The following is a 20530-nucleotide window of genomic DNA, read 5'->3' on the forward strand; positions in this document are numbered from 1 at the left end:
AAAAGAAGGAGAGTGAAAATGGCGAATCCCAAGTATAAACGTATTTTAATCAAGTTATCAGGTGAAGCCCTTGCCGGTGAACGAGGCGTAGGGATTGATATCCAAACAGTTCAAACAATCGCAAAAGAGATTCAAGAAGTTCATAGCTTAGGTATCGAAATTGCCCTTGTTATTGGTGGAGGAAATCTCTGGCGTGGCGAACCTGCTGCAGAAGCAGGAATGGACCGCGTTCAGGCAGATTACACAGGAATGCTTGGGACTGTTATGAATGCTCTTGTGATGGCAGATTCATTGCAACAAGTTGGGGTTGATACACGTGTGCAAACAGCTATTGCTATGCAACAAGTGGCAGAGCCTTATGTCCGTGGCCGTGCCCTTCGTCACCTTGAAAAAGGCCGTATCGTTATCTTTGGTGCCGGAATTGGTTCACCTTACTTCTCAACCGATACAACAGCGGCCCTTCGTGCAGCTGAAATCGAAGCAGATGCCATCCTTATGGCTAAAAATGGTGTCGACGGTGTTTACAATGCCGATCCTAAGAAGGACAAGACAGCTGTTAAATTTGAAGAATTGACCCACCGTGACGTTATCAATAAAGGTCTCCGTATCATGGACTCAACAGCTTCAACCCTCTCAATGGACAACGATATTGACTTGGTTGTCTTTAACATGAACCAACCAGGCAACATCAAACGTGTCGTATTTGGTGAAAATATCGGAACAACAGTTTCAAATAATATCGAAGAAAAGGAATAAGAAAGATTATGGCTAACGCAATTATTGAAAAAGCTAAAGAGAGAATGACCCAGTCTCACCAATCACTTGCTCGTGAATTTGGTGGTATCCGTGCTGGCCGTGCCAATGCAAGCTTGCTTGACCGTGTACATGTAGAATACTATGGAGTCGAAACTCCTCTTAACCAAATCGCTTCAATTACCATTCCAGAAGCGCGTGTTTTGTTGGTAACACCATTTGACAAGTCTTCATTGAAAGACATCGAACGTGCTTTGAACGCTTCTGATCTTGGTATCACACCAGCGAATGACGGTTCTGTGATTCGCTTGGTTATCCCAGCTCTTACAGAAGAAACTCGTCGTGACCTTGCTAAAGAAGTGAAGAAGGTCGGTGAGAATGCTAAGGTGGCTGTCCGCAATATCCGTCGCGATGCTATGGACGAAGCTAAGAAACAAGAAAAAGCAAAAGAAATCACTGAAGACGAATTGAAGACTCTTGAAAAAGACATTCAAAAAGTAACAGACGATGCTGTTAAACACATCGACGACATGACTGCCAACAAAGAGAAAGAACTTTTGGAAGTCTAAAAATAAACAGAAAAACTCAGTTGGCATTGCTGGCTGAGTTTTATTCGAAAGAAGGAAATATGAATACAAATCTTGCAAGTTTTATCGTTGGACTGATCATCGATGAAAACGACCGTTTTTACTTTGTGCAAAAGGATGGTCAAACCTATGCTCTTGCTAAGGAAGAAGGTCAACATACGGTAGGGGATACGGTCAAAGGTTTTGCCTACACGGATATGAAGCAAAAACTCCGCCTGACCACTCTAGAAGTGACCGCCACTCAGGACCAATTTGGTTGGGGAACTGTAACGGAAGTTCGTAAAGACTTGGGTGTCTTTGTGGATACAGGCCTTCCTGACAAGGAAATCGTTGTGTCACTCGATATTCTCCCTGAGCTCAAGGAACTCTGGCCTAAGAAGGGCGACCAACTTTACATCCGTCTCGAAGTGGACAAGAAAGACCGTATCTGGGGACTCTTGGCTTATCAAGAAGACTTCAAACGTCTGGCTCGTCCTGCCTACAACAACATGCAGAACCAAAACTGGCCAGCCATTGTTTACCGCCTCAAGCTGTCAGGGACTTTTGTTTACCTGCCAGAAAATAACATGCTTGGCTTTATCCATCCTAGCGAGCGCTACGCAGAGCCACGTTTGGGTCAAGTTTTAGATGCGCGTGTTATTGGTTTCCGTGAAGTGGACCGTACTTTGAACCTATCCCTTAAACCACGTTCCTTTGAGATGTTGGAAAATGATGCCCAGATGATTTTGACCTACTTGGAAAGCAATGGTGGTTTCATGACCTTGAATGACAAGTCATCCCCTGAGGATATCAAGGCAACCTTTGGAATTTCTAAAGGTCAGTTCAAGAAAGCACTCGGTGGCTTGATGAAGGCTGGTAAAATCAAGCAAGACCAGTTTGGGACAGAGTTGATTTAGGGAGACATATGAGAAAATCATTTTACACTTGGCTCATGACCGAGCGCAATCCTAAAAGTAACAGTCCCAAAGCTATCTTGGCAGACCTAGCTTTTGAAGAGTCAGCCTTTCCAAAACACACAGATGATTTTGATGAGGTGAGTCGCTTTTTGGAGGAGCATGCCAGTTTCTCTTTTAACCTAGGAGACTTTGACGCTATCTGGCAAGAATACATAGAGCACTAGCATGATTCACTGGGTTTGGGCTAGTAATTTCTCCACCCCTTTGCTATAATAAAAAGAAATAAAAGGATTAGAGAGGTTCTTTATTTGAAGGAACATTCAATAGACATTCAACTGAGTCATCCAGATGACCTGTTTCATCTTTTTGGTTCCAATGAACGCCATCTTCGTTTGATGGAAGAAGAGCTTGATGTGGTGATTCATGCTCGTACGGAGATTGTCCAGGTTTTGGGAGAAGAGGCTGCTTGTGAGGAAGCCCGTCAGGTTATTCAAGCTCTCATGGTCTTGGTGAACCGTGGGATGACCGTTGGTACGCCAGATGTGGTGACTGCAATTAGCATGGTCAAAAACGATGAAATCGACAAGTTTGTCGCCCTTTACGAAGAAGAAATCATCAAGGATAATACAGGGAAACCTATCCGTGTCAAAACACTGGGTCAAAAACTTTATGTGGACAGTGTTAAACAGCATGATGTGACCTTTGGAATTGGGCCAGCAGGAACAGGGAAGACCTTTCTTGCAGTGACCTTGGCAGTGACTGCTCTTAAACGTGGGCAGGTCAAGCGGATTATCTTGACTCGTCCAGCAGTGGAAGCAGGAGAGAGTCTAGGTTTTCTTCCGGGTGATCTTAAGGAGAAGGTAGATCCTTACCTTCGACCTGTTTATGATGCCTTGTATCAGATTCTGGGAAAAGACCAAACGACTCGTCTCATGGAGCGTGAAATTATCGAGATTGCGCCCCTTGCCTACATGCGTGGACGGACCTTGGATGATGCCTTTGTCATTCTCGATGAGGCACAAAATACGACCATCATGCAGATGAAGATGTTCTTGACGCGTTTAGGCTTTAATTCTAAGATGATTGTCAATGGAGATATCAGTCAGATTGACCTTCCGCGTAACGTCAAGTCCGGTTTGATTGATGCCCAAGAAAAGCTCAAGAACATTCACCAGATTGACTTTGTTCATTTTTCAGCCAAGGATGTGGTTCGCCATCCAGTTGTCGCTCAGATTATCCGAGCTTATGAACCAGCTCCAGTTAAAAATGAAGAGCGTGAAGAAGTCCAAGAAGAAACAGAATAACAAAAAAGAGCAGTTCAGGTGGACTTGCTCTTTCTTTTATCTGATAATTATATTTTTTAGACTAGTTCATCAATTGGAGTATGTTTTTTATCGAGACCTTGGGCTACTGGAAGACTGGTTAAGTAACCTTGATAAGTGGTCACACCTTGACGCAAGCCCTTATCTTCAGAGATTGCTTGTATAAAACCTTTACCAGCCAAAGCTTCGATATAAGGAAGAGTGACATTGGTTAGGGCGATGGTTGAAGTACGGGCAACTGCACCAGGGATGTTGGCAACGGCATAGTGGAGAACGCCGTATTTTTCATAGACAGGTTCATCGTGCGTTGTGACACGGTCAGCTGTCTCGATAATGCCCCCTTGGTCAACGGCGACGTCCACAATGACAGAGCCTGGACGCATTTGCTTGACCATCTCATCTGTCACCAATTTTGGTACTTTGGCACCTGGGATGAGAACCGCTCCGATCACCACATCCGCATCTCTCACACTGGCTTCGATGTTGAGCGAATTGGACATAAGGGTTTGAATTTGATGACCAAAGACCTCCTCTAAAACGGAGAGACGTTTAGCACTGATATCAAGGATGGTCACTTGCGCTCCCAATCCTAAAGCGATGCGGGCAGCATGGGTCCCTACGACACCACCACCGATGATGGTTACTTTTCCTTTAGGTACACCCGGTACACCACCCAGTAGGACGCCAGAACCTCCTGCTTGTTTGGTTAGGAAGTGAGCTCCGATTTGGACTGCCATACGGCCTGCAACCTCACTCATAGGAACGAGGAGTGGTAACTGGCCTTGGGAATCATGGACAGTTTCATAGGCAATCCCTGTTGTTTTTGCTGCTAGCATAGCATCTGCTAATTCAGGAGCAGCGGCCATGTGCAAGTAGGTGAAGAGAAGCAGGTCGTCACGCAAGTACTCATATTCAGAAGGTAATGGTTCTTTTACTTTCACGACTAACTTTGCAGCCCAAGCTTCACCAGCACTAGCGACAATTTCAGCTCCTTGCTTTTGATAGTCAGCATCAGTAAAGCCTGAACCGAGACCAGCATTTGTTTCGATAAGGACGCGATGACCACGACCGACTAAGCTGAGGACACCAGCAGGTGTGAGGGCAACACGGTTTTCATTATTCTTAATTTCTTTTGGAATTCCGATTAACATAGAGAAAAACTCCCTTTCTATTGACGGGTTGTAAATGATTTATCACATTATCTATAAAAATAAGGTGATGATTTTATTCTATATGAAACCGCTTTAAAAAGCAAGGAAAACTTGTTGTAACTTCTTTTTTATGCTAGACTGATAGAAAATACTTTTGAATGGTAGAAACGTATGGAATCAATCTTTTTAAAACTAGCTCAGTATCCAATAGTCGAGACTGAGCGTTTATTGCTTAGACCTGTAACCTTGGATGATGCAGAAGAAATGTTTGACTATGCCTCGGATAAGGATAATACACGTTACACTTTTCTAACCAATCAAAATTTAGAAGAAACCAAAAATAATATTGCTCAGTTCTACTTGGCTAATCCCTTGGGACGTTGGGGAATAGAACTAAAAAGCAATGGCAAATTTATCGGAACAATTGATTTGCACAAGATTGATCCTGCTCTTAAGAAGGCGGCTATTGGCTACATTATCAATAAAAAGTATTGGAATCAAGGATTAACGACAGAAGCCAATCGTGCCGTGATTGAGCTGGCTTTTGAGAAGATTGGAATGAACAAGTTGACCGCCCTTCACGATAAGGATAATCCCGCATCTGGCAAGGTCATGGAGAAATCAGGCATGCGCTTTTCCCATGAAGAACCATATGCTTGTATGGACCAGCATGAAGAAGGCCGAATCGTTACAAGAGTTCATTATGTCTTGACCAAGGAAGACTATTTTACATATAAATAAGCAGTTGAGAAGAAATTTTCAACTGTTTTTTCTTCCTCTTACGAATAATCTAAGAGAGGAGAAAATATGGAAGCAATTATCGAGAAAATCAAAGAGTATAAAATCATTGTTATCTGTACTGGTCTGGGATTACTTGTCGGAGGATTTTTCCTGCTAAAGCCAGCTCCACAAACACCTGTCAAGGAAACGAATTTGCAGGCAGAAGTTGTAGCAGTTTCCAAGGATTCGGTATCCGAAAAGGAAGTAAAGAAGGAAGAAAAGGAAGAACCCCTTGAACAAGATCTAATCACAGTAGATGTCAAAGGTGCTGTTAAATCGCCAGGGATTTATGATTTGCCTGTAGGTAGTCGAGTCAATGATGCTGTTCAGAAGGCTGGTGGCTTGACAGAACAAGCAGATAGCAAGTCGCTCAATCTAGCTCAGAAAGTTAGTGACGAGGCTCTGGTTTACGTCCCAACTAAGGGAGAAGAAGCAGCTAGTCAGCAGGCAGGTCCTGGGACGGCTTCCTCAACGAGCAAGGAAAAGAAGGTCAATCTCAATAAGGCCAGTCTGGAAGAACTCAAGCAGGTCAAAGGACTGGGTGGCAAACGAGCTCAGGATATTATCGACCATCGTGAGGCAAATGGGAAATTCAAGTCGGTTGATGAACTCAAGAAAGTCTCTGGCATTGGTGCCAAGACCATAGAAAAGTTAAAAGATTATGTTACAGTGGATTAAGAATTTCTCTATTCCCCTAATTTACCTTAGTTTTCTGTTGCTTTGGCTTTACTACGCCATTTTCTCATCATCTTATCTCGCACTACTAGGTTTTGTTTTTCTGCTAGTCTGTCTCTTTATCCAATTTCCGTGGAAATCTGCTGGTAAAGTTCTAATAATTTGTGGAATCTTTGGTTTCTGGTTTCTGTTTCAAAATTGGCAACAGAGTCAAGCGAGTCAAAATTTGGCGGATTCTGTTGAAAGGGTACGGATTTTACCAGACACTGTTAAGGTCAATGGTGATAGTCTATCCTTTCGTGGTAAGTCTGATGGACGCATTTTTCAAGTCTATTATAAACTCCAGTCCGAGGAGGAGAAAGAAGCCTTTCAAGCTTTAACCGACCTTCATGAGATAGGACTAGAAGGAAAACTTTCAGAACCAGACGGGCAGAGAAATTTTGGTGGTTTTGACTACCAAGCCTATCTGAAAACTCAAGGGATTTACCAAACATTAACTATCAAAAGAATCCAGTCACTTCAAAAGGTTAGCAGTTGGGATATAGGAGAAAATCTGTCCAGTTTACGTCGAAAGACTGTGGTTTGGATTAAGACGCATTTTCCAGACCCTATGCGCAATTACATGACAGGGCTCTTGTTAGGACATCTGGACACCGACTTTGAGGAGATGAACGGGCTTTATTCTAGTTTAGGAATTATCCACCTCTTTGCCTTGTCGGGTATGCAGGTAGGTTTTTTCATGGACGGATTTAAGAAACTCCTCTTGCGATTGGGCTTGACTCAAGAAAAGTTGAAATGGCTGACTTATCCCTTTTCCCTTATCTATGCAGGGCTGACAGGATTTTCAGCATCAGTTATTCGCAGTCTTTTGCAAAAGTTACTGGCACAACATGGTGTTAAGGGCTTGGATAATTTTGCCTTGACGGTCCTTGTCCTCTTTATCGTCATGCCCAACTTTTTCTTGACAGCAGGAGGAGTCTTGTCCTGCGCTTATGCTTTTATCTTGACCATGACCAGCAAAGAAGGAGAAGGCCTCAAGGCTGTTGCTAGAGAAAGTCTAGTCATTTCCTTGGGAATATTACCCATCCTATCCTTCTATTTTGCAGAATTTCAGCCTTGGTCTATCCTTTTGACCTTTGTCTTTTCCTTTCTTTTTGACTTGGTCTTCTTACCGCTCTTGTCTATCTTATTTGCCCTTTCCTTTCTTCATCCAGTCATTCAGCTGAATTTTATTTTTGAATGGTTGGAGGGAATGATTCGCTTTGTATCACAGGTGGCAAGTAGACCTCTGGTCTTTGGACAACCCAATGCATGGATTTTAATCTTATTGTTAATTTCCTTGGCTTTGGTCTATGATTTGAGGAAAAACATTAAAAGGCTAGCAGTGTTGAGCTTATTGATTACAGGTCTCTTTTTCTTGACCAAGCATCCACTGGAAAATGAAATCACCATGCTGGATGTTGGGCAAGGGGAAAGTATTTTCCTACGGGATGTAACTGGTAAAATCATTCTCATAGATGTGGGTGGCAAGGCAGAGTCTAGTAAGAAAATAGAAAAATGGCAAGAAAAGACGACGACCAGTAATGCCCAGCGAACCTTGATACCCTATCTCAAAAGTCGCGGAGTATCCAAGATTGACCAGCTAATTTTGACCAATACGGACAAGGAATATGTTGGAGATTTGTTGGAGGTGACCAAGGCTTTTCATGTAGGCGAAATTTTAGTGTCAAAAGGCAGTTTGAAACAGAAGCAATTTGTGGCAGAACTACAAGCGACCCAAACAAAAGTTAGAAGTATAACAGCAGGAGAGAACTTGTCAATTTTTGGAAGTCAGTTAGAAGTCCTATCTCCAAGGAAAATTGGAGATGGAGGTTATGAAGATTCCCTGGTTCTGTATGGAAAACTTTTGGATAAGTACTTTCTCTTCACAGGAAATTTGGAGGAAAAAGGAGAGAAGGAATTGCTGAAGCACTATCCAGACTTGAAAGTGGATGTTTTAAAAGCTGGCCAACATGGCTCTAAAAAATCATCAAGTTCAGACTTTCTAGAAAAACTCAAACCAGAGTTTACTCTTATCTCAGTTGGAAAGAACAATCGAGCGAAACTCCCCCATCAGGAAACTTTGACACGACTGGAAACTATCAATAGTAAAGTTTACCGAACTGACCAGCATGGAGCTATACGCTTTAAAGGGTGGAATAGTTGGAAAGTCGAAACGGTTGGTTAATGAGCAGAAACTTTTCAAAAAAATAACTTTTTATCTTGACAAGAGCTAGAAAACTTGGTATCATGTAAAAGTTGAGAAAAGCAGAAGTGAGAGCTTCTCGCCTTGTGACATGAAGTTGCCTGGCCCTACGGATGAAAAGTTTCTAAGAAACGCTATCATAACGTGCGGGCTTGTATATTTACGAGTCCGCTATTGTTTTTCTCTAATAAAACAAAAGAGGTGAAAACCATAGCAAAGCAAGACTTATTCATCAATGATGAGATTCGTGTACGTGAAGTTCGCTTGATTGGTCTTGAAGGAGAACAGCTAGGCATCAAGCCACTCAGTGAAGCGCAAGCTTTGGCTGATAACGCTAATGTTGACCTAGTATTGATTCAACCCCAAGCCAAACCGCCTGTTGCAAAAATTATGGACTACGGTAAGTTCAAGTTTGAGTACCAGAAGAAGCAAAAAGAACAACGTAAAAAACAAAGTGTTGTTACTGTGAAAGAAGTTCGTCTAAGTCCAACTATTGACAAGGGTGACTTTGATACAAAACTTCGCAATGCACGCAAATTCCTTGAAAAAGGAAATAAAGTTAAGGTATCTATTCGCTTTAAGGGTCGTATGATTACCCATAAAGAGATTGGTGCAAAAGTTTTAGCCGAGTTTGCTGAAGCAACTCAAGATATTGCCATCATCGAACAACGTGCTAAAATGGATGGACGTCAAATGTTCATGCAATTGGCGCCAGCGACTGACAAAAAATAATTGTCAGAAAGTTAAATAAAGGAGAAAAAATCATGCCAAAACAAAAAACACACCGCGCATCAGCTAAACGTTTCAAACGTACAGGTTCTGGTGGACTTAAACGTTTCCGTGCTTACACTTCTCACCGTTTCCACGGAAAAACTAAGAAACAACGTCGTCATCTTCGTAAAGCATCTATGGTGCATTCAGGAGATTACAAACGTATCAAAGCAATGCTTACTCGCTTGAAATAATAGCTTGACTGTAAGTAAACAATTCTAGGAAATATTTGGAGGAAATAAAACATGGCACGTGTTAAAGGTGGCGTTGTATCACGCAAACGTCGTAAACGTATTCTTAAATTAGCAAAAGGTTACTATGGAGCTAAACACATCTTGTTCCGTACTGCAAAAGAACAAGTAATGAACTCTTACTACTATGCATACCGTGACCGTCGTCAGAAAAAACGTGACTTCCGCAAATTGTGGATCACTCGTATCAATGCGGCAGCTCGTATGAACGGACTTTCATACTCACAATTGATGCATGGTTTGAAATTGGCTGAGATCGAAGTTAACCGTAAAATGCTTGCTGACTTGGCTGTTAACGATGCAGCAGCTTTCACAGCTCTTGCAGATGCAGCTAAAGCAAAACTTGGTAAATAATAATTGATTGTTTCATTTTGCCTTATGCGGTGTATGCCGTAAAAGGCAGGATGAAACTTTTTTATTTTCCATAAATGATTTTCTATTTTAGAGAGTAAATCACAGATTTTTTCAAAGAAAATAGGATATTTCTTGTATAATAGGAATATCTAAAAAGATTTGGAGTTAGAAGAAGATGATAGTAGGTATTGATTTAGGAACGACTAATTCTTTAGTAGGAGTATACCAAGATGGCCAGGTCAAGCTGCTTCCCAATGCTTTTGGTGAATATTTGACTCCTTCTGTTGTGGCTTTAGATGACAATGATGAAATCATAGTTGGAAAAATTGCCAAGGAACGCTTGGTGACACATCCTGACAGAACTCTTTCTCAGTTCAAACGATTTATGGGGACCAAACATGAATTGGTCCTAGGAAATAGAACCTATAAAGCGGAGGAACTAAGTTCTTTTGTCATTCGAAAATTAGTGGATGATGCAGAGAGTTTCCTTGGTGAGAAAGTTGAGGAAGTCATTGTCAGTGTACCAGCTTATTTTAACGATGCACAACGCTATGCTACAAAATTGGCAGGGCAATTTGCAGGGGTTAAAATAGAGCGTATCATCAATGAACCTTCCGCAGCTGCTCTCGCAAAAAAATCTATGAGCAATCAAGAAGACCAATCTTTTGTGGTTGTCGATTTTGGTGGGGGTACGCTAGATATCTCGGTTGTTGAGTTGTTTGATAACGTTGTAGAGATTGTGTCTATCGCAGGTGATAATCGATTGGGAGGAGAGGATTTTACTGCAGCAATTGCTGAGGAATTTTTAACCTCAAATCACTTGTCTAGGAAATCTATTTCACGAGAGTTTTACAGCAAGATATTGGTTCAAGCGGAGAAGGCAAAGTTGAATCTGAATATCAATGAAGAAGTGCAGATGCTAGTAATGGATCAGGAAAAGGAGTACTCTTTAGACCTAACTTATCAGAGATTTTATGAGCTTTGTCAGCCTTTGCTTGCCCGACTTAAGTCTGTATTAGATAGAGCCTTGAGGGATGCCCGATATAGTTATGTGTCCTCTGAAAATTTTGTCCTTGTCGGCGGTACCTCAAAACTTCGTTTAGTTCAAGACTTTCTATCTTACTGTATTGACCAAGCGGTTCAATTAACTGATGATCCTGATAAAATGATTGCAAAAGGTTGTGCTCTTCTAGCGGGAATAAAGGGGCGTCAGGGAGAAGTTCGAGACTTATTGTTATCAGATATTTGTCCTTTTACGCTTGGAACTTCAGTAGTGGGTGATCGTTTTTCTCCGATTATCGAACGTAATTCTCCTTTACCTACTTCAAAAAAGGAACATTATTACACTGCAGAACTGGGACAAAGTCAAGTGAGAGTAGAAGTCTATCAAGGAGAAATGATGAAGGCTTCACAAAACTTATTTCTAGGAGAATTGGAAGTTCCTGTGCCTGTAAACCATGAAGTTAACGAAGGTCTCACTATACGATTCACCTACGACTTAAATGGGATTTTAGATGTGGAAGTAACCATCGACTCAACACAGGAAGTCTTTAACCATGTTATTCTTCAAGAGAGTATCACTCTGACTGAAGAGGAAATCAAAGAAAAACAAGCCGAGCTGACTCGCTATAAGATTAATGCCCAGGAAACTGAGGTTTACCGTTTCTTGATTGAAAAAGCCAATCGTGTGTATAGCATGCTATTAGGGAGAAGAAGAGATGAGTTGATGGCAGAAACTAGACGCTTTGAAGAAGAAGTCAAACAAGCATCTATGTATCATTTACCAAAACTTTATCAATCATTTTCTAACTATCTAGAATTTCTAGAACGAGGTCTATGAGAGGGGATTGTATGAGCAAGTGGGAAATCTTAGGAATTGAGCCAACTCATGACGTTAAGCTTATTAGAAGACGTTATGCAGAGCTGGTTCGACTCTATCACCCAGAGGACCAACCAGAAATCTACCAACAAATTGTGGAAGCCTACCAGTCTGCTTTGAGAGAAGCACGGTCTAAAAAGACCAGGCAAGAAAGTGGTAGAAGTGAAGCTAGCTCCACTCAGCAGATCAATGAGCAAGAAAACAGAACGACAAACTCTGCTACCAATTCACTTGATTTTGAATTATTTAAGTCTGAGGAGAAAACTGAGCAAGTAGATACTGCACAACCTTCTCTTGACTTCGGTGATGTTCATGAGACTGCTGCTTCAAATGAAAGTTACAATGAACCAGTCGCTCCTCGACTAAATTTTGAAACGGTCAATGAAGATACAAGTTCTCAAGAGGTAGCTGCATCTAGAAATGTCTTAGATTTCAGTGATTATCTAGAGTTAGAGTATTTGATTCGAAATGCGATTGAAAGTATTGTAGGGAATCCTGACTATACCATAGAAGAACAAGAACATCTTTGGAAACAGTTTTTTAGTCAATATGGATATGATATGAGCACTGTTCAGTCTGTTTTAGAAGAAATGGATGTTTATATTTTTAACAAACCTGAGCAATTCTCTATCATCATTCCCTTACTGGAAGACTATGTACCAGACTTTAAGTGCTGGGGTTATTACTATAAACTGAAGCATTGGAAGGTTAAAAGGGCTACTGCCTACAAAAATGGAGAGTCCCTTGAAGATGCAAAAAAAGAAATTTCGAATTTGTATGCTTCTTATCGTTTATGTCAAGCAATCCTCGAAGATTCCCAAAAAGTCAATCAAATTGGGGTTTGGATAAAATTTTTTAAACAATCTTTTTCTCCTAGTACGGTTCTTTTTCTGTTGAATAACAGTAAACAAATGATTACTTGCATTCCAGTATTGGCTTATATTCTTGATATGATAGGTCAAGTAAAGACTAATGAGGACCAAAAAGCCTATGATGAACTTCTAGCTTACTTTGAGGAATTACAAGCAGATTCAGAAGAACCATTCGATATCCATTCTTATAATTTGCTAAATCTTTCAGAGGTTGAGGAAGCCCTATATCTCTTAGTCTATACGCCATATCAAGACGAGGCTAGACTTGTAGAATCTTGGAAACACCTTCTAGAAAAGACTCAGGATAAATCTCTCTTACTTCAATTATTAGAGGAAATTGATGTTTATCCATTTACAAATAAGAAGGTTTTGAATCTTGTTTTTCGATTTGTAGAAAATAACATCAAGGATGGAGAAAATCCTTATCTAAAGAAATTCAATTTTTGGAATGATATTTATTACTATCCTTGGGCTATCAAGAAATATGAGTTAAATAAAAAAGAGAAATTTGATTACTGGTATTATGAGGGATATCTATTTGTCGATAAATTGTTAAAAGATGATAAACTTGTCAATGATTGGACGATTTGGAAACAAGTTTTTAAAGAGAAACCTCGCATTTATCCTATCTTTTTTGAACAAGTTTATAAGGAGTATCACCGTTTTACAGATGGAGAACTATTGAAGTTTATATTGGGTCAATTTCATACTTCTAGCATGGCTCCGCTCTTGATGACAGAGGAGACAGACCTGAAACTCGAAGAGATGACTCACCACGCATATCAACTCAATCATCCGAATCCTAAAGTATCTTATCTTGCTTGGATTAAAAGAGATGTTCTTAAAAATAGGCTCTTAACTTTTACCTTTGCGACTTTAACCATTATCAGTTTTCTTCTAAGCGTCTATGACGAACCTGGTTTAAATAGATGGCTATACATAGGAATGGTTTCTCTCTATAATTATTACATGCATAGGAGACTTGACCAACCAATCAAAGAAGGACTCAATGCCCGAGGGCAAAAAATAAAATTTTATTATAATAGAAATCTTTGGGTTTTAGCAGTAATACTGCTTTCCTTTGTTCCAGTTATTCCACTTGGACTCATCTCTTGTCTATTATTTATAAGCATTTTTTCTATTATTGATGGTTTCCATGTTCGTTATGGGTTGAGAGTGACCTATTCTTTGAACAAGTTAATTCCTCTCGGACTGTTTTTATCTGCTGGTTTTCTAGTTGCTCTGGCAAACCGAAGTGAAAAGATTTCATATATTGTAATTTGTTACATCTTTATTTCTATGATAGTTGTTGGTATTCTATACTTTACAAGATTTTGGATAGGATTTCCACCCTCACTGAAGGAAATTATTTTTCCGATTATAATGGGTGTTATATTCTTTCAATTATTACCTCTAATTCACAGTCGCTTAAGTCTATTTAATCCAGTTATTCTAAGAAATGAAACTTTGAGCTTAACTTTTTTACTTTTATTAAATGGAATCGTATTGGCTTATTTTACAAAAGAGCAGCGTTTAGCAATTGGTGTTAAGAAGACCTTTATGATTTATGGATTGCAGATTTTTATTTTCCTAAGACGGTTATTTAGAATTCTATTCATCCCTATACCAGATTTTAGCAAAATCTTTTTTGAAAAAGACCTGTTAATATTGAACAATGAGTTTACTTTCTACTTCCTTGAGGGGCTTTTTATCCTTATCATGCTTTTTCTTATTCGCAATATACGCAAAGAAAATCGTAAAAGTGCTGCTTAGAATAAAATAGTAGAGAAGAGGACTCTAGTTCAAGTTTCTAGTAAATTTTCCTGAATAAAGGTATAATAGAACTATTAAAATGAAAGAGGTAATGAATATGGCTTCAAAAATGCTACACACTTGCTTGCGAGTAGAAAATCTCGAAAAATCAATTGCATTTTATCAAGATGCTTTTGGATTTAAAGAATTGCGTCGCAGAGATTTTCCAGACCATGCCTTCACGATTGTCTATCTAGGTCTTGAGGGTGATGACTATGAGTTGGAGTTGACTTATAACTACGATCATGGTCCTTATGTGGTTGGAGATGGATTTGCCCATATCGCCCTCAGTACACCCGATCTTGAAGCTCTTCATCAAGAGCACAGTGCAAAAGGCTATGAAGTGACTGAGCCAAATGGTCTACCAGGAACTGCACCTAACTATTACTTTGTCAAAGACCCTGATGGCTACAAGGTCGAAGTCATTCGTGAAAAATAATTTCTTGAAGTCAAGTAGAATGTTCGTTTTTTACTTGACTTTTTTTAGCTGAAAGAGTATAATAGTAAAAATTTAACCTTTAAGGGGAGTCCAGAGAGACTCACAAGGTGTCAGATAAAAGAATAGTACAATTTTCTAGAGGAGACTTTTTAAGTGTGCTCTCTTGTGTTGTACGATTTTAACTGAGGCCTTGCACTAGCAAGGTCTTTTCTTTATCTGGTCCCCTTAAAATTTAAGGAGGAAAAGTCATGAATCCCACATGTAAGAAACGTTTGGGTGCAATTCGTTTGGAAACCATGAAGGTGGTAGCACAGGAGGAAATCGCGCCAGCAATCTTTGAATTAGTCCTAGAAGGGGAAATGGTTGAAGCCATGCGAGCAGGCCAATTTCTTCATCTGCGTGTGCCTGATGATGCCCATCTTTTGCGCCGTCCTATTTCGATTTCATCTATTGATAAGGTTAAGAAGCAGTGTCATCTCATTTATCGGATTGAAGGGGCTGGGACAGCTATTTTCTCAACCTTAAGTCAGGGGGATACTCTTGATGTAATGGGCCCTCAGGGAAATGGTTTTGATTTGTCTGATCTAGATGAGCAGAGCCAGATTCTCCTTGTTGGAGGGGGGATTGGCGTACCGCCCTTGCTTGAGGTAGCCAAGGAATTGCATGCGCGTGGTGTGAAAGTAGTGACAGTTCTCGGTTTTGCCACTAAGGATGCTGTTATTTTAGAGACGGAATTAGCTCAATATGGTCAAGTTTTTGTAACGACAGATGATGGTTCTTATGGTATCAAGGGAAATGTTTCCGTTGTTATCAAGGATTTAGACAATCAATTTGATGCTGTTTACTCATGTGGGGCTCCAGGAATGATGAAGTATATCAATCAAACCTTTTATGACCACCCAAGAGCCTATTTATCTCTGGAATCTCGTATGGCTTGTGGGATGGGGGCTTGCTATGCCTGCGTCCTAAAAGTGCCAGAAAGCGAGACGGTCAGCCAACGCGTCTGTGAAGATGGCCCTGTTTTCCGCACAGGAACAGTTGTATTATAAGGAGAAAATTATGACTACAAATCGTTTACAAGTTTCTCTACCAGGCTTGGATTTGAAAAATCCGATTATTCCAGCATCAGGCTGTTTTGGTTTTGGTCAAGAGTATGCCAAGTACTATGATTTAGACCTTTTGGGTTCTATTATGATCAAGGCGACAACACTTGAAGCCCGTTTTGGCAATCCAACTCCAAGGGTGGCAGAAACACCCGCTGGTATGCTTAATGCAATCGGTTTGCAAAATCCTGGTTTGGAAGTTGTTTTGGCTGAAAAGTTACCTTGGCTAGAAAGAGAGTATCCAAATCTTCCTATTATCGCCAATGTAGCTGGTTTTTCAAAACAAGAGTATGCTGCTGTTTCTCATGGTATTTCCAAGGCAGCTAATGTGAAGGCTATTGAGCTCAATATTTCTTGTCCCAACGTAGATCACTGTAATCATGGACTCTTGATTGGTCAAAACCCTGATCTGGCTTATGATGTGGTGAAAGCAGCTGTGGAAGCTTCTGATGTGCCAGTTTATGTCAAATTAACCCCTAGTGTGACCGATATCGTTACTGTCGCAAAAGCTGCAGAAGATGCGGGGGCAAGTGGCTTAACCATGATCAATACTCTGGTTGGTATGCGCTTTGACCTCAAAACAAGAAAACCAATCTTGGCCAATGGAACAGGTGGAATGTCTGGTCCAGCAGTCTTTCCAGTAGCCCTCAAACTCATCCGCCAAGTCGCCCAAACAACAGACCTGCCTATCATTGGAATGGGGGGAGTGGATTCGGCAGAAGCTGCCCTAGAAATGTATCTGGCTGGAGCATCTGCTATTGGAGTTGGAACAGCCAACTTTACCAATCCATATGCCTGTCCTGATATCATCGAAAATCTTCCAAAAGCCATGGACAAATACGGCATTAGCAGTCTGGAAGATCTACGCAAGGAAGTAAAAGAGTCTCTGAGGTAAACTGCAATCAATCTGTTCTTGATTTTTTATCAGTTTGTAATGTTGATTATAGAGAATTTTGATACAATAAAATGGAAAGAACAGAGGAAGAAAGTTTATGAAGAAATTGAGATTTGTTTTTTTAGCTCTGCTATTTTTCTTAGCCAGACCAGAGAGTGCAATGGCTAGTGATGGTACTTGGCAAGGAAAACAATACCTGAAAGCAGATGGTAGTCAAGCAGCCAATGAGTGGGTTTTTGATACTCATTATCAATCTTGGTTTTATATCAAAGCAGATGCTAACTATGCTGAAAATGAATGGTTGAAACAAGGTGACGACTATTTTTACCTCAAATCTGGTGGCTATATGGCAAAATCAGAATGGGTAGAAGACAAGGGAGTCCTCTATTATCTTGACCAAGATGGAAAGATGAAAAGAAATGCTTGGCTAGGAGCTTCCTATGTCGGTGCTACAGGTGCCAAGGTAATAGAAGACTGGGTCTATGATTCTCAATATGATGCTTGGTTTTATATCAAAGCAGATGGCCAGCACGCAGAGAAAGAATGGCTCCAAATTAAGGGCAAGGACTATTATTTCAAATCCGGAGGTTATTTACTGACAAGTCAGTGGATTGAACAGGCTTATGTGAGTGCTAGTGGTGCTAAAGTACAGCAAGGTTGGCTTTTTGACAAACAATACCAATCTTGGTTTTACATTAAAGAAAATGGGAATCATGCTGATAAAGAATGGATTTTTGATAATGGTCACTATTATTATCTAAAATCCGGAGGCTATATGGCAGCCAATGAATGGATTTTGGATAAAGAATCATGGTTTTACCTAAAATCTGATGGCAAAATGGCTGAAAAAGAATGGGTCTATGATTCTCATAGTCAAGCCTGGTACTACTTCAAATCTGCTGGCTACATGGCAAAAAATGAGACTATTGATGGTCATCAGCTAGGAAACGATGGAAAATGGCATAAGGAGTCCAAGACTAGCTCTGATTATTATCAGGTCCTTCCAGTGACTGCAAATGTTTATGATGCAGATGGTGAAAAGCTCTCCTATATATCGCAAGGTAGTGTCGTCTGGCTAGATAAGGATAGAAAAAGTGATGATAAGCATCTGGCTATTACTGTTTCTGGTTTGTCAGGCTATATGAAAACAGAAGATTTACAAGCATTAGATGCTAGTAAGGATTTTATCCCATTTTATGAGAGTGATGGCCACCGTTTTTATCACTATGTGGCTCAGAATGCTAGTATCCCAGTAGCTTCTCATCTTTCTGATATGGAAGTAGGCAAGAAATATTATTCGGCAGATGGCCTGCATTTTGATGGTTTTAAGCTTGAGAATCCCTTCCTTTTCAAAGATTTAACAGAGGCTACAAACTATAGTGCTGAAGACTTGGATAAGGTATTTAGTTTGCTAAATATTAATAATAGTCTCTTAGAAAATAAGGGAGCTACTTTTAAGGAAGCCGAAGAACATTATCATATCAATGCCCTTTACCTCCTTGCCCATAGTGCTTTAGAAAGTGATTGGGGACGAAGTAAGATTGCCAAAGATAAGAATAATTTCTTTGGAATTACAGCCTATGATACGACCCCTTACCTTTCTGCCAAGACATTTGATGATGTGGATAAGGGAATTTTAGGTGCAAGCAAGTGGATTAAGGAAAATTATATCGATAGGGGCAGAACTTTCCTTGGAAACAAGGCATCTGGTATGAATGTGGAATATGCCTCAGATCCTTATTGGGGTGAAAAAATTGCTAGTGTGATGATGAAAATCAATGAGAAGCTAGGTGGCAAAGATTAGTCCTATAATTGATACTCTTCGAAAATCTCTTCAAACCACGTCAGCGTCTCCTTGGGTGATGTATGTGATTGACTTTGTCAGTCTTATCTACAACCTCAAAGCAGTGCTTTGAGCAACCTGCGGCTAGCTTCCTAGTTTGCTCTTTGATTTTCATTGAGTATGAATATGATTTGAGTGAGTATAAGTTAAAAATCCTGATTTCAAGTAAAATCAGGATTTTTTCATGGATGCAATTTTTTCTGGGTCTGGTGTGACACGGAGGGTCTTTTGTCCTGTGTAAGTGACAAAGCCTGGTTTTCCACCAGTTGGTTTATTGAGTTTCTTGACTTCAATCATATCTACCTGCACCAGATTTGACAGGCGTCCTTGAGAGAAGTAGGCGGCCAGCTCTGCTGCGTCTGTCTTGACTTCATCAGATGGGTCAAGATTGCCTGAGATGACAACATGGCTTCCAGGAATGTCCTTGGCATGGAACCAAAGTTCCTCCTTGCGGGCCATTTTAAAGGTTAGCTCCTCATTTTGCAGGTTATTGCGACCGACATAGATGATGGTTTTGCCATCGCTTGCTAGATATTGTTCTGGTTTTTTGCGTTTCTGGATTTTCTCCCGTTGTCTTCTGCGGATAAAACCTGTTTGGATCAATTCTTCACGGATTTCAGCGATTTCTTCTAGTCCAGCTTGGTTGAGGACGGTTTCTACACTTTCCAGATAGAGAATGGTTGCCTTGGTTTCCTCAATCAGCTCAGTCAAGTATTTGACAGCTTCTTTGAGTTTCTGATACCGTTTAAAATAGCGTTGGGCATTCTGGTTGGGAGTCAAGGCCTTATCAAGCGCAATTGTGATAGGTTGATTAGTATAGTAGTTGTCTAGGATAACCTGATCTTGGTCATTAGGAACTTGATGGAGGAAGGTTGTCAGTAATTCCCCCTTTTGACGAAATTCTTCAGCGTTGTCTGTCGCCAGTAACTCTTTTTCTTGTTTTTTAAGCTTATGACGATTTTTTTGAAGTTCATTTTCAACACGACGAATGAGTTCACTGGCTTGCTGTTTTACGCGGTCGCGCTCAGCCTTATCCTTATAGTAGGTGTCCAACAAATCAGAAAGACTGGCAAAAGGCTCTCCCACCTGATTTGCAAAAGGAACTGGGCTGAAGGAAGTCTCAGTCAAGCATGGCTTGGTTTCTTGATTGAAAAAGTTTCGGAAAGTGGAAAGTTTTTCACTAACCAGTATCCTTTCCAATTCATTTGCCGTATCGCGTCCCAGACCTTGAAAGAGGCTTTGAAGATTTTTAGCTGTCGTTTCCTGTGTTTGCAGGATTTCAAAAAGTTTCTCGTCCTTGATTGTAAAAGGATTGAGAGCTTCCGTACTTGGCGGAGCGATATAGGTCGATCCAGGAAGCAAGGTGCGGTAGCTATTTTGTGAAAAGCCAACATGTTTGATAACTTCGAGGATTTTATGACTGCTTTTATCGACCAGTAGAATATTACTGTGTTTCCCCATAATTTCGATAATCAAGGTAGCCTGAATATGGTCCCCAATCTCGTTTTTATTAGAAACCGTAATTTCCACAATACGGTCATTTTCCACTTGCTCAATCGACTCAATCAGGGCACCCTGCAAATATTTTCTTAAAACCATGATAAAGGTAGAAGGCTGGGCTGGGTTTTCAAAAGTTGTTTGGGTCAGCTGAATGCGTCCAAAAACTGGATGGGCAGAAAGGAGCAGGCGATGACTTTGGCGATTGCTACGGATTTGCAAGACCAACTCTTGTTCAAAAGGTTGATTGATTTTCTGAATGCGACCATTCACTAATTCTCTTCGCAATTCCTCAACCATGTGGTGTAAAAAAAATCCGTCAAATGACATCGTTCTCTCCTTGTGATTGTATTCCATAGTATTATATCAAAAAGGTAGAATAAAATCATGGAAATGTGGTATAAT

19 protein-coding genes and 1 other annotated feature are annotated in these 20530 nt (G+C 40.4%); of the genes, 17 read left to right on the plus strand and 2 right to left on the minus strand.

Annotated elements, in window-relative coordinates; all coding sequences use genetic code 11:
- The first annotated feature begins 18 nt into the window (after positions 1-18).
- The 5 genes from pyrH (at position 19) to SM12261_RS04285 (ending at position 3540) form a co-directional block, all read left to right on the plus strand.
- A complete protein-coding gene (gene pyrH / locus SM12261_RS04265) occupies positions 19-756 on the plus strand; it encodes a UMP kinase (RefSeq protein ID WP_000002996.1) in 738 nt (245 codons plus the stop codon).
- Between the two features lie 8 nt (positions 757-764).
- Complete coding sequence (gene frr / locus SM12261_RS04270) at positions 765-1322, plus strand: ribosome recycling factor (RefSeq protein WP_001262225.1); 558 nt, start codon at positions 765-767, stop codon at positions 1320-1322.
- A gap of 59 nt (positions 1323-1381) precedes the next feature.
- On the plus strand, positions 1382-2236 hold the full coding sequence (gene cvfB, locus SM12261_RS04275; protein ID WP_001095458.1) for an RNA-binding virulence regulatory protein CvfB: 855 nt from the start codon (positions 1382-1384) through the stop codon (positions 2234-2236).
- An 8-nt stretch (positions 2237-2244) separates the two neighbouring features.
- On the plus strand, positions 2245-2460 hold the full coding sequence (locus tag SM12261_RS04280) for a YozE family protein (RefSeq protein ID WP_001232083.1): 216 nt from the start codon (positions 2245-2247) through the stop codon (positions 2458-2460).
- A gap of 84 nt (positions 2461-2544) precedes the next feature.
- Positions 2545-3540, plus strand: a complete 996-nt coding sequence (locus SM12261_RS04285) for a PhoH family protein (protein WP_000658173.1) — start codon at positions 2545-2547, stop codon at positions 3538-3540.
- A 56-nt stretch (positions 3541-3596) separates the two neighbouring features.
- Here SM12261_RS04285 and ald read toward each other — a convergent pair whose 3' ends face one another.
- Entirely contained in the window at positions 3597-4709 is a 1113-nt protein-coding gene (ald, locus tag SM12261_RS04290) for an alanine dehydrogenase (protein ID WP_000904719.1), read from the minus strand.
- Positions 4710-4880: 171 nt separating this feature from the next.
- Between ald and SM12261_RS04295 the strand changes: the two genes are divergently transcribed.
- The 12 genes from SM12261_RS04295 (at position 4881) to SM12261_RS04350 (ending at position 18589) form a co-directional block, all read left to right on the plus strand.
- On the plus strand, positions 4881-5450 hold the full coding sequence (locus SM12261_RS04295; RefSeq protein WP_000443732.1) for a GNAT family N-acetyltransferase: 570 nt from the start codon (positions 4881-4883) through the stop codon (positions 5448-5450).
- Between the two features lie 66 nt (positions 5451-5516).
- Entirely contained in the window at positions 5517-6167 is a 651-nt protein-coding gene (locus tag SM12261_RS04300) for a helix-hairpin-helix domain-containing protein (protein ID WP_000387351.1), read from the plus strand.
- Positions 6151-8391: a DNA internalization-related competence protein ComEC/Rec2 gene (locus tag SM12261_RS04305; protein ID WP_000942409.1), complete on the plus strand. Its 2241-nt coding sequence runs from the start codon at positions 6151-6153 to the stop codon at positions 8389-8391. The genes SM12261_RS04300 and SM12261_RS04305 overlap by 17 nt, the downstream gene beginning before the upstream one ends.
- A gap of 72 nt (positions 8392-8463) precedes the next feature.
- Positions 8464-8595: a sequence feature (ribosomal protein L20 leader region), on the plus strand.
- Positions 8596-8610: 15 nt separating this feature from the next.
- Positions 8611-9141, plus strand: a complete 531-nt coding sequence (infC, locus tag SM12261_RS04310; RefSeq protein WP_000848180.1) for a translation initiation factor IF-3 — start codon at positions 8611-8613, stop codon at positions 9139-9141.
- 32 nt (positions 9142-9173) lie between these two features.
- Entirely contained in the window at positions 9174-9374 is a 201-nt protein-coding gene (rpmI, locus tag SM12261_RS04315) for a 50S ribosomal protein L35 (RefSeq protein WP_001125943.1), read from the plus strand.
- 51 nt (positions 9375-9425) lie between these two features.
- On the plus strand, positions 9426-9785 hold the full coding sequence (gene rplT, locus SM12261_RS04320) for a 50S ribosomal protein L20 (RefSeq protein WP_000124834.1): 360 nt from the start codon (positions 9426-9428) through the stop codon (positions 9783-9785).
- A gap of 175 nt (positions 9786-9960) precedes the next feature.
- Positions 9961-11625, plus strand: a complete 1665-nt coding sequence (locus tag SM12261_RS04325) for a molecular chaperone HscC (RefSeq protein ID WP_000635031.1) — start codon at positions 9961-9963, stop codon at positions 11623-11625.
- Positions 11626-11636: 11 nt separating this feature from the next.
- Positions 11637-14309: a J domain-containing protein gene (locus SM12261_RS04330; RefSeq protein WP_000049474.1), complete on the plus strand. Its 2673-nt coding sequence runs from the start codon at positions 11637-11639 to the stop codon at positions 14307-14309.
- 97 nt (positions 14310-14406) lie between these two features.
- Positions 14407-14787 (plus strand): lactoylglutathione lyase, encoded by a 381-nt coding sequence (gloA, locus tag SM12261_RS04335; RefSeq protein WP_000157153.1) that lies wholly within the window; start codon positions 14407-14409, stop codon positions 14785-14787.
- A gap of 248 nt (positions 14788-15035) precedes the next feature.
- A complete protein-coding gene (locus SM12261_RS04340) occupies positions 15036-15836 on the plus strand; it encodes a dihydroorotate dehydrogenase electron transfer subunit (protein WP_001070081.1) in 801 nt (266 codons plus the stop codon).
- Positions 15799-16785: a dihydroorotate dehydrogenase gene (locus tag SM12261_RS04345; protein WP_161969980.1), complete on the plus strand. Its 987-nt coding sequence runs from the start codon at positions 15799-15801 to the stop codon at positions 16783-16785. Before SM12261_RS04340 ends, SM12261_RS04345 begins: the two co-directional genes overlap by 38 nt.
- A gap of 97 nt (positions 16786-16882) precedes the next feature.
- Positions 16883-18589 (plus strand): glucosaminidase domain-containing protein, encoded by a 1707-nt coding sequence (locus SM12261_RS04350; protein ID WP_000736102.1) that lies wholly within the window; start codon positions 16883-16885, stop codon positions 18587-18589.
- A gap of 210 nt (positions 18590-18799) precedes the next feature.
- Here SM12261_RS04350 and pavA read toward each other — a convergent pair whose 3' ends face one another.
- Positions 18800-20455: an Rqc2 family fibronectin-binding protein PavA gene (pavA, locus tag SM12261_RS04355; protein WP_000006744.1), complete on the minus strand. Its 1656-nt coding sequence runs from the start codon at positions 20453-20455 to the stop codon at positions 18800-18802.
- Positions 20456-20530 lie beyond the last annotated feature (75 nt).

The organism is Streptococcus mitis NCTC 12261 (genome assembly GCF_000148585.2).
Taxonomy (GTDB): domain Bacteria; phylum Bacillota; class Bacilli; order Lactobacillales; family Streptococcaceae; genus Streptococcus; species Streptococcus mitis.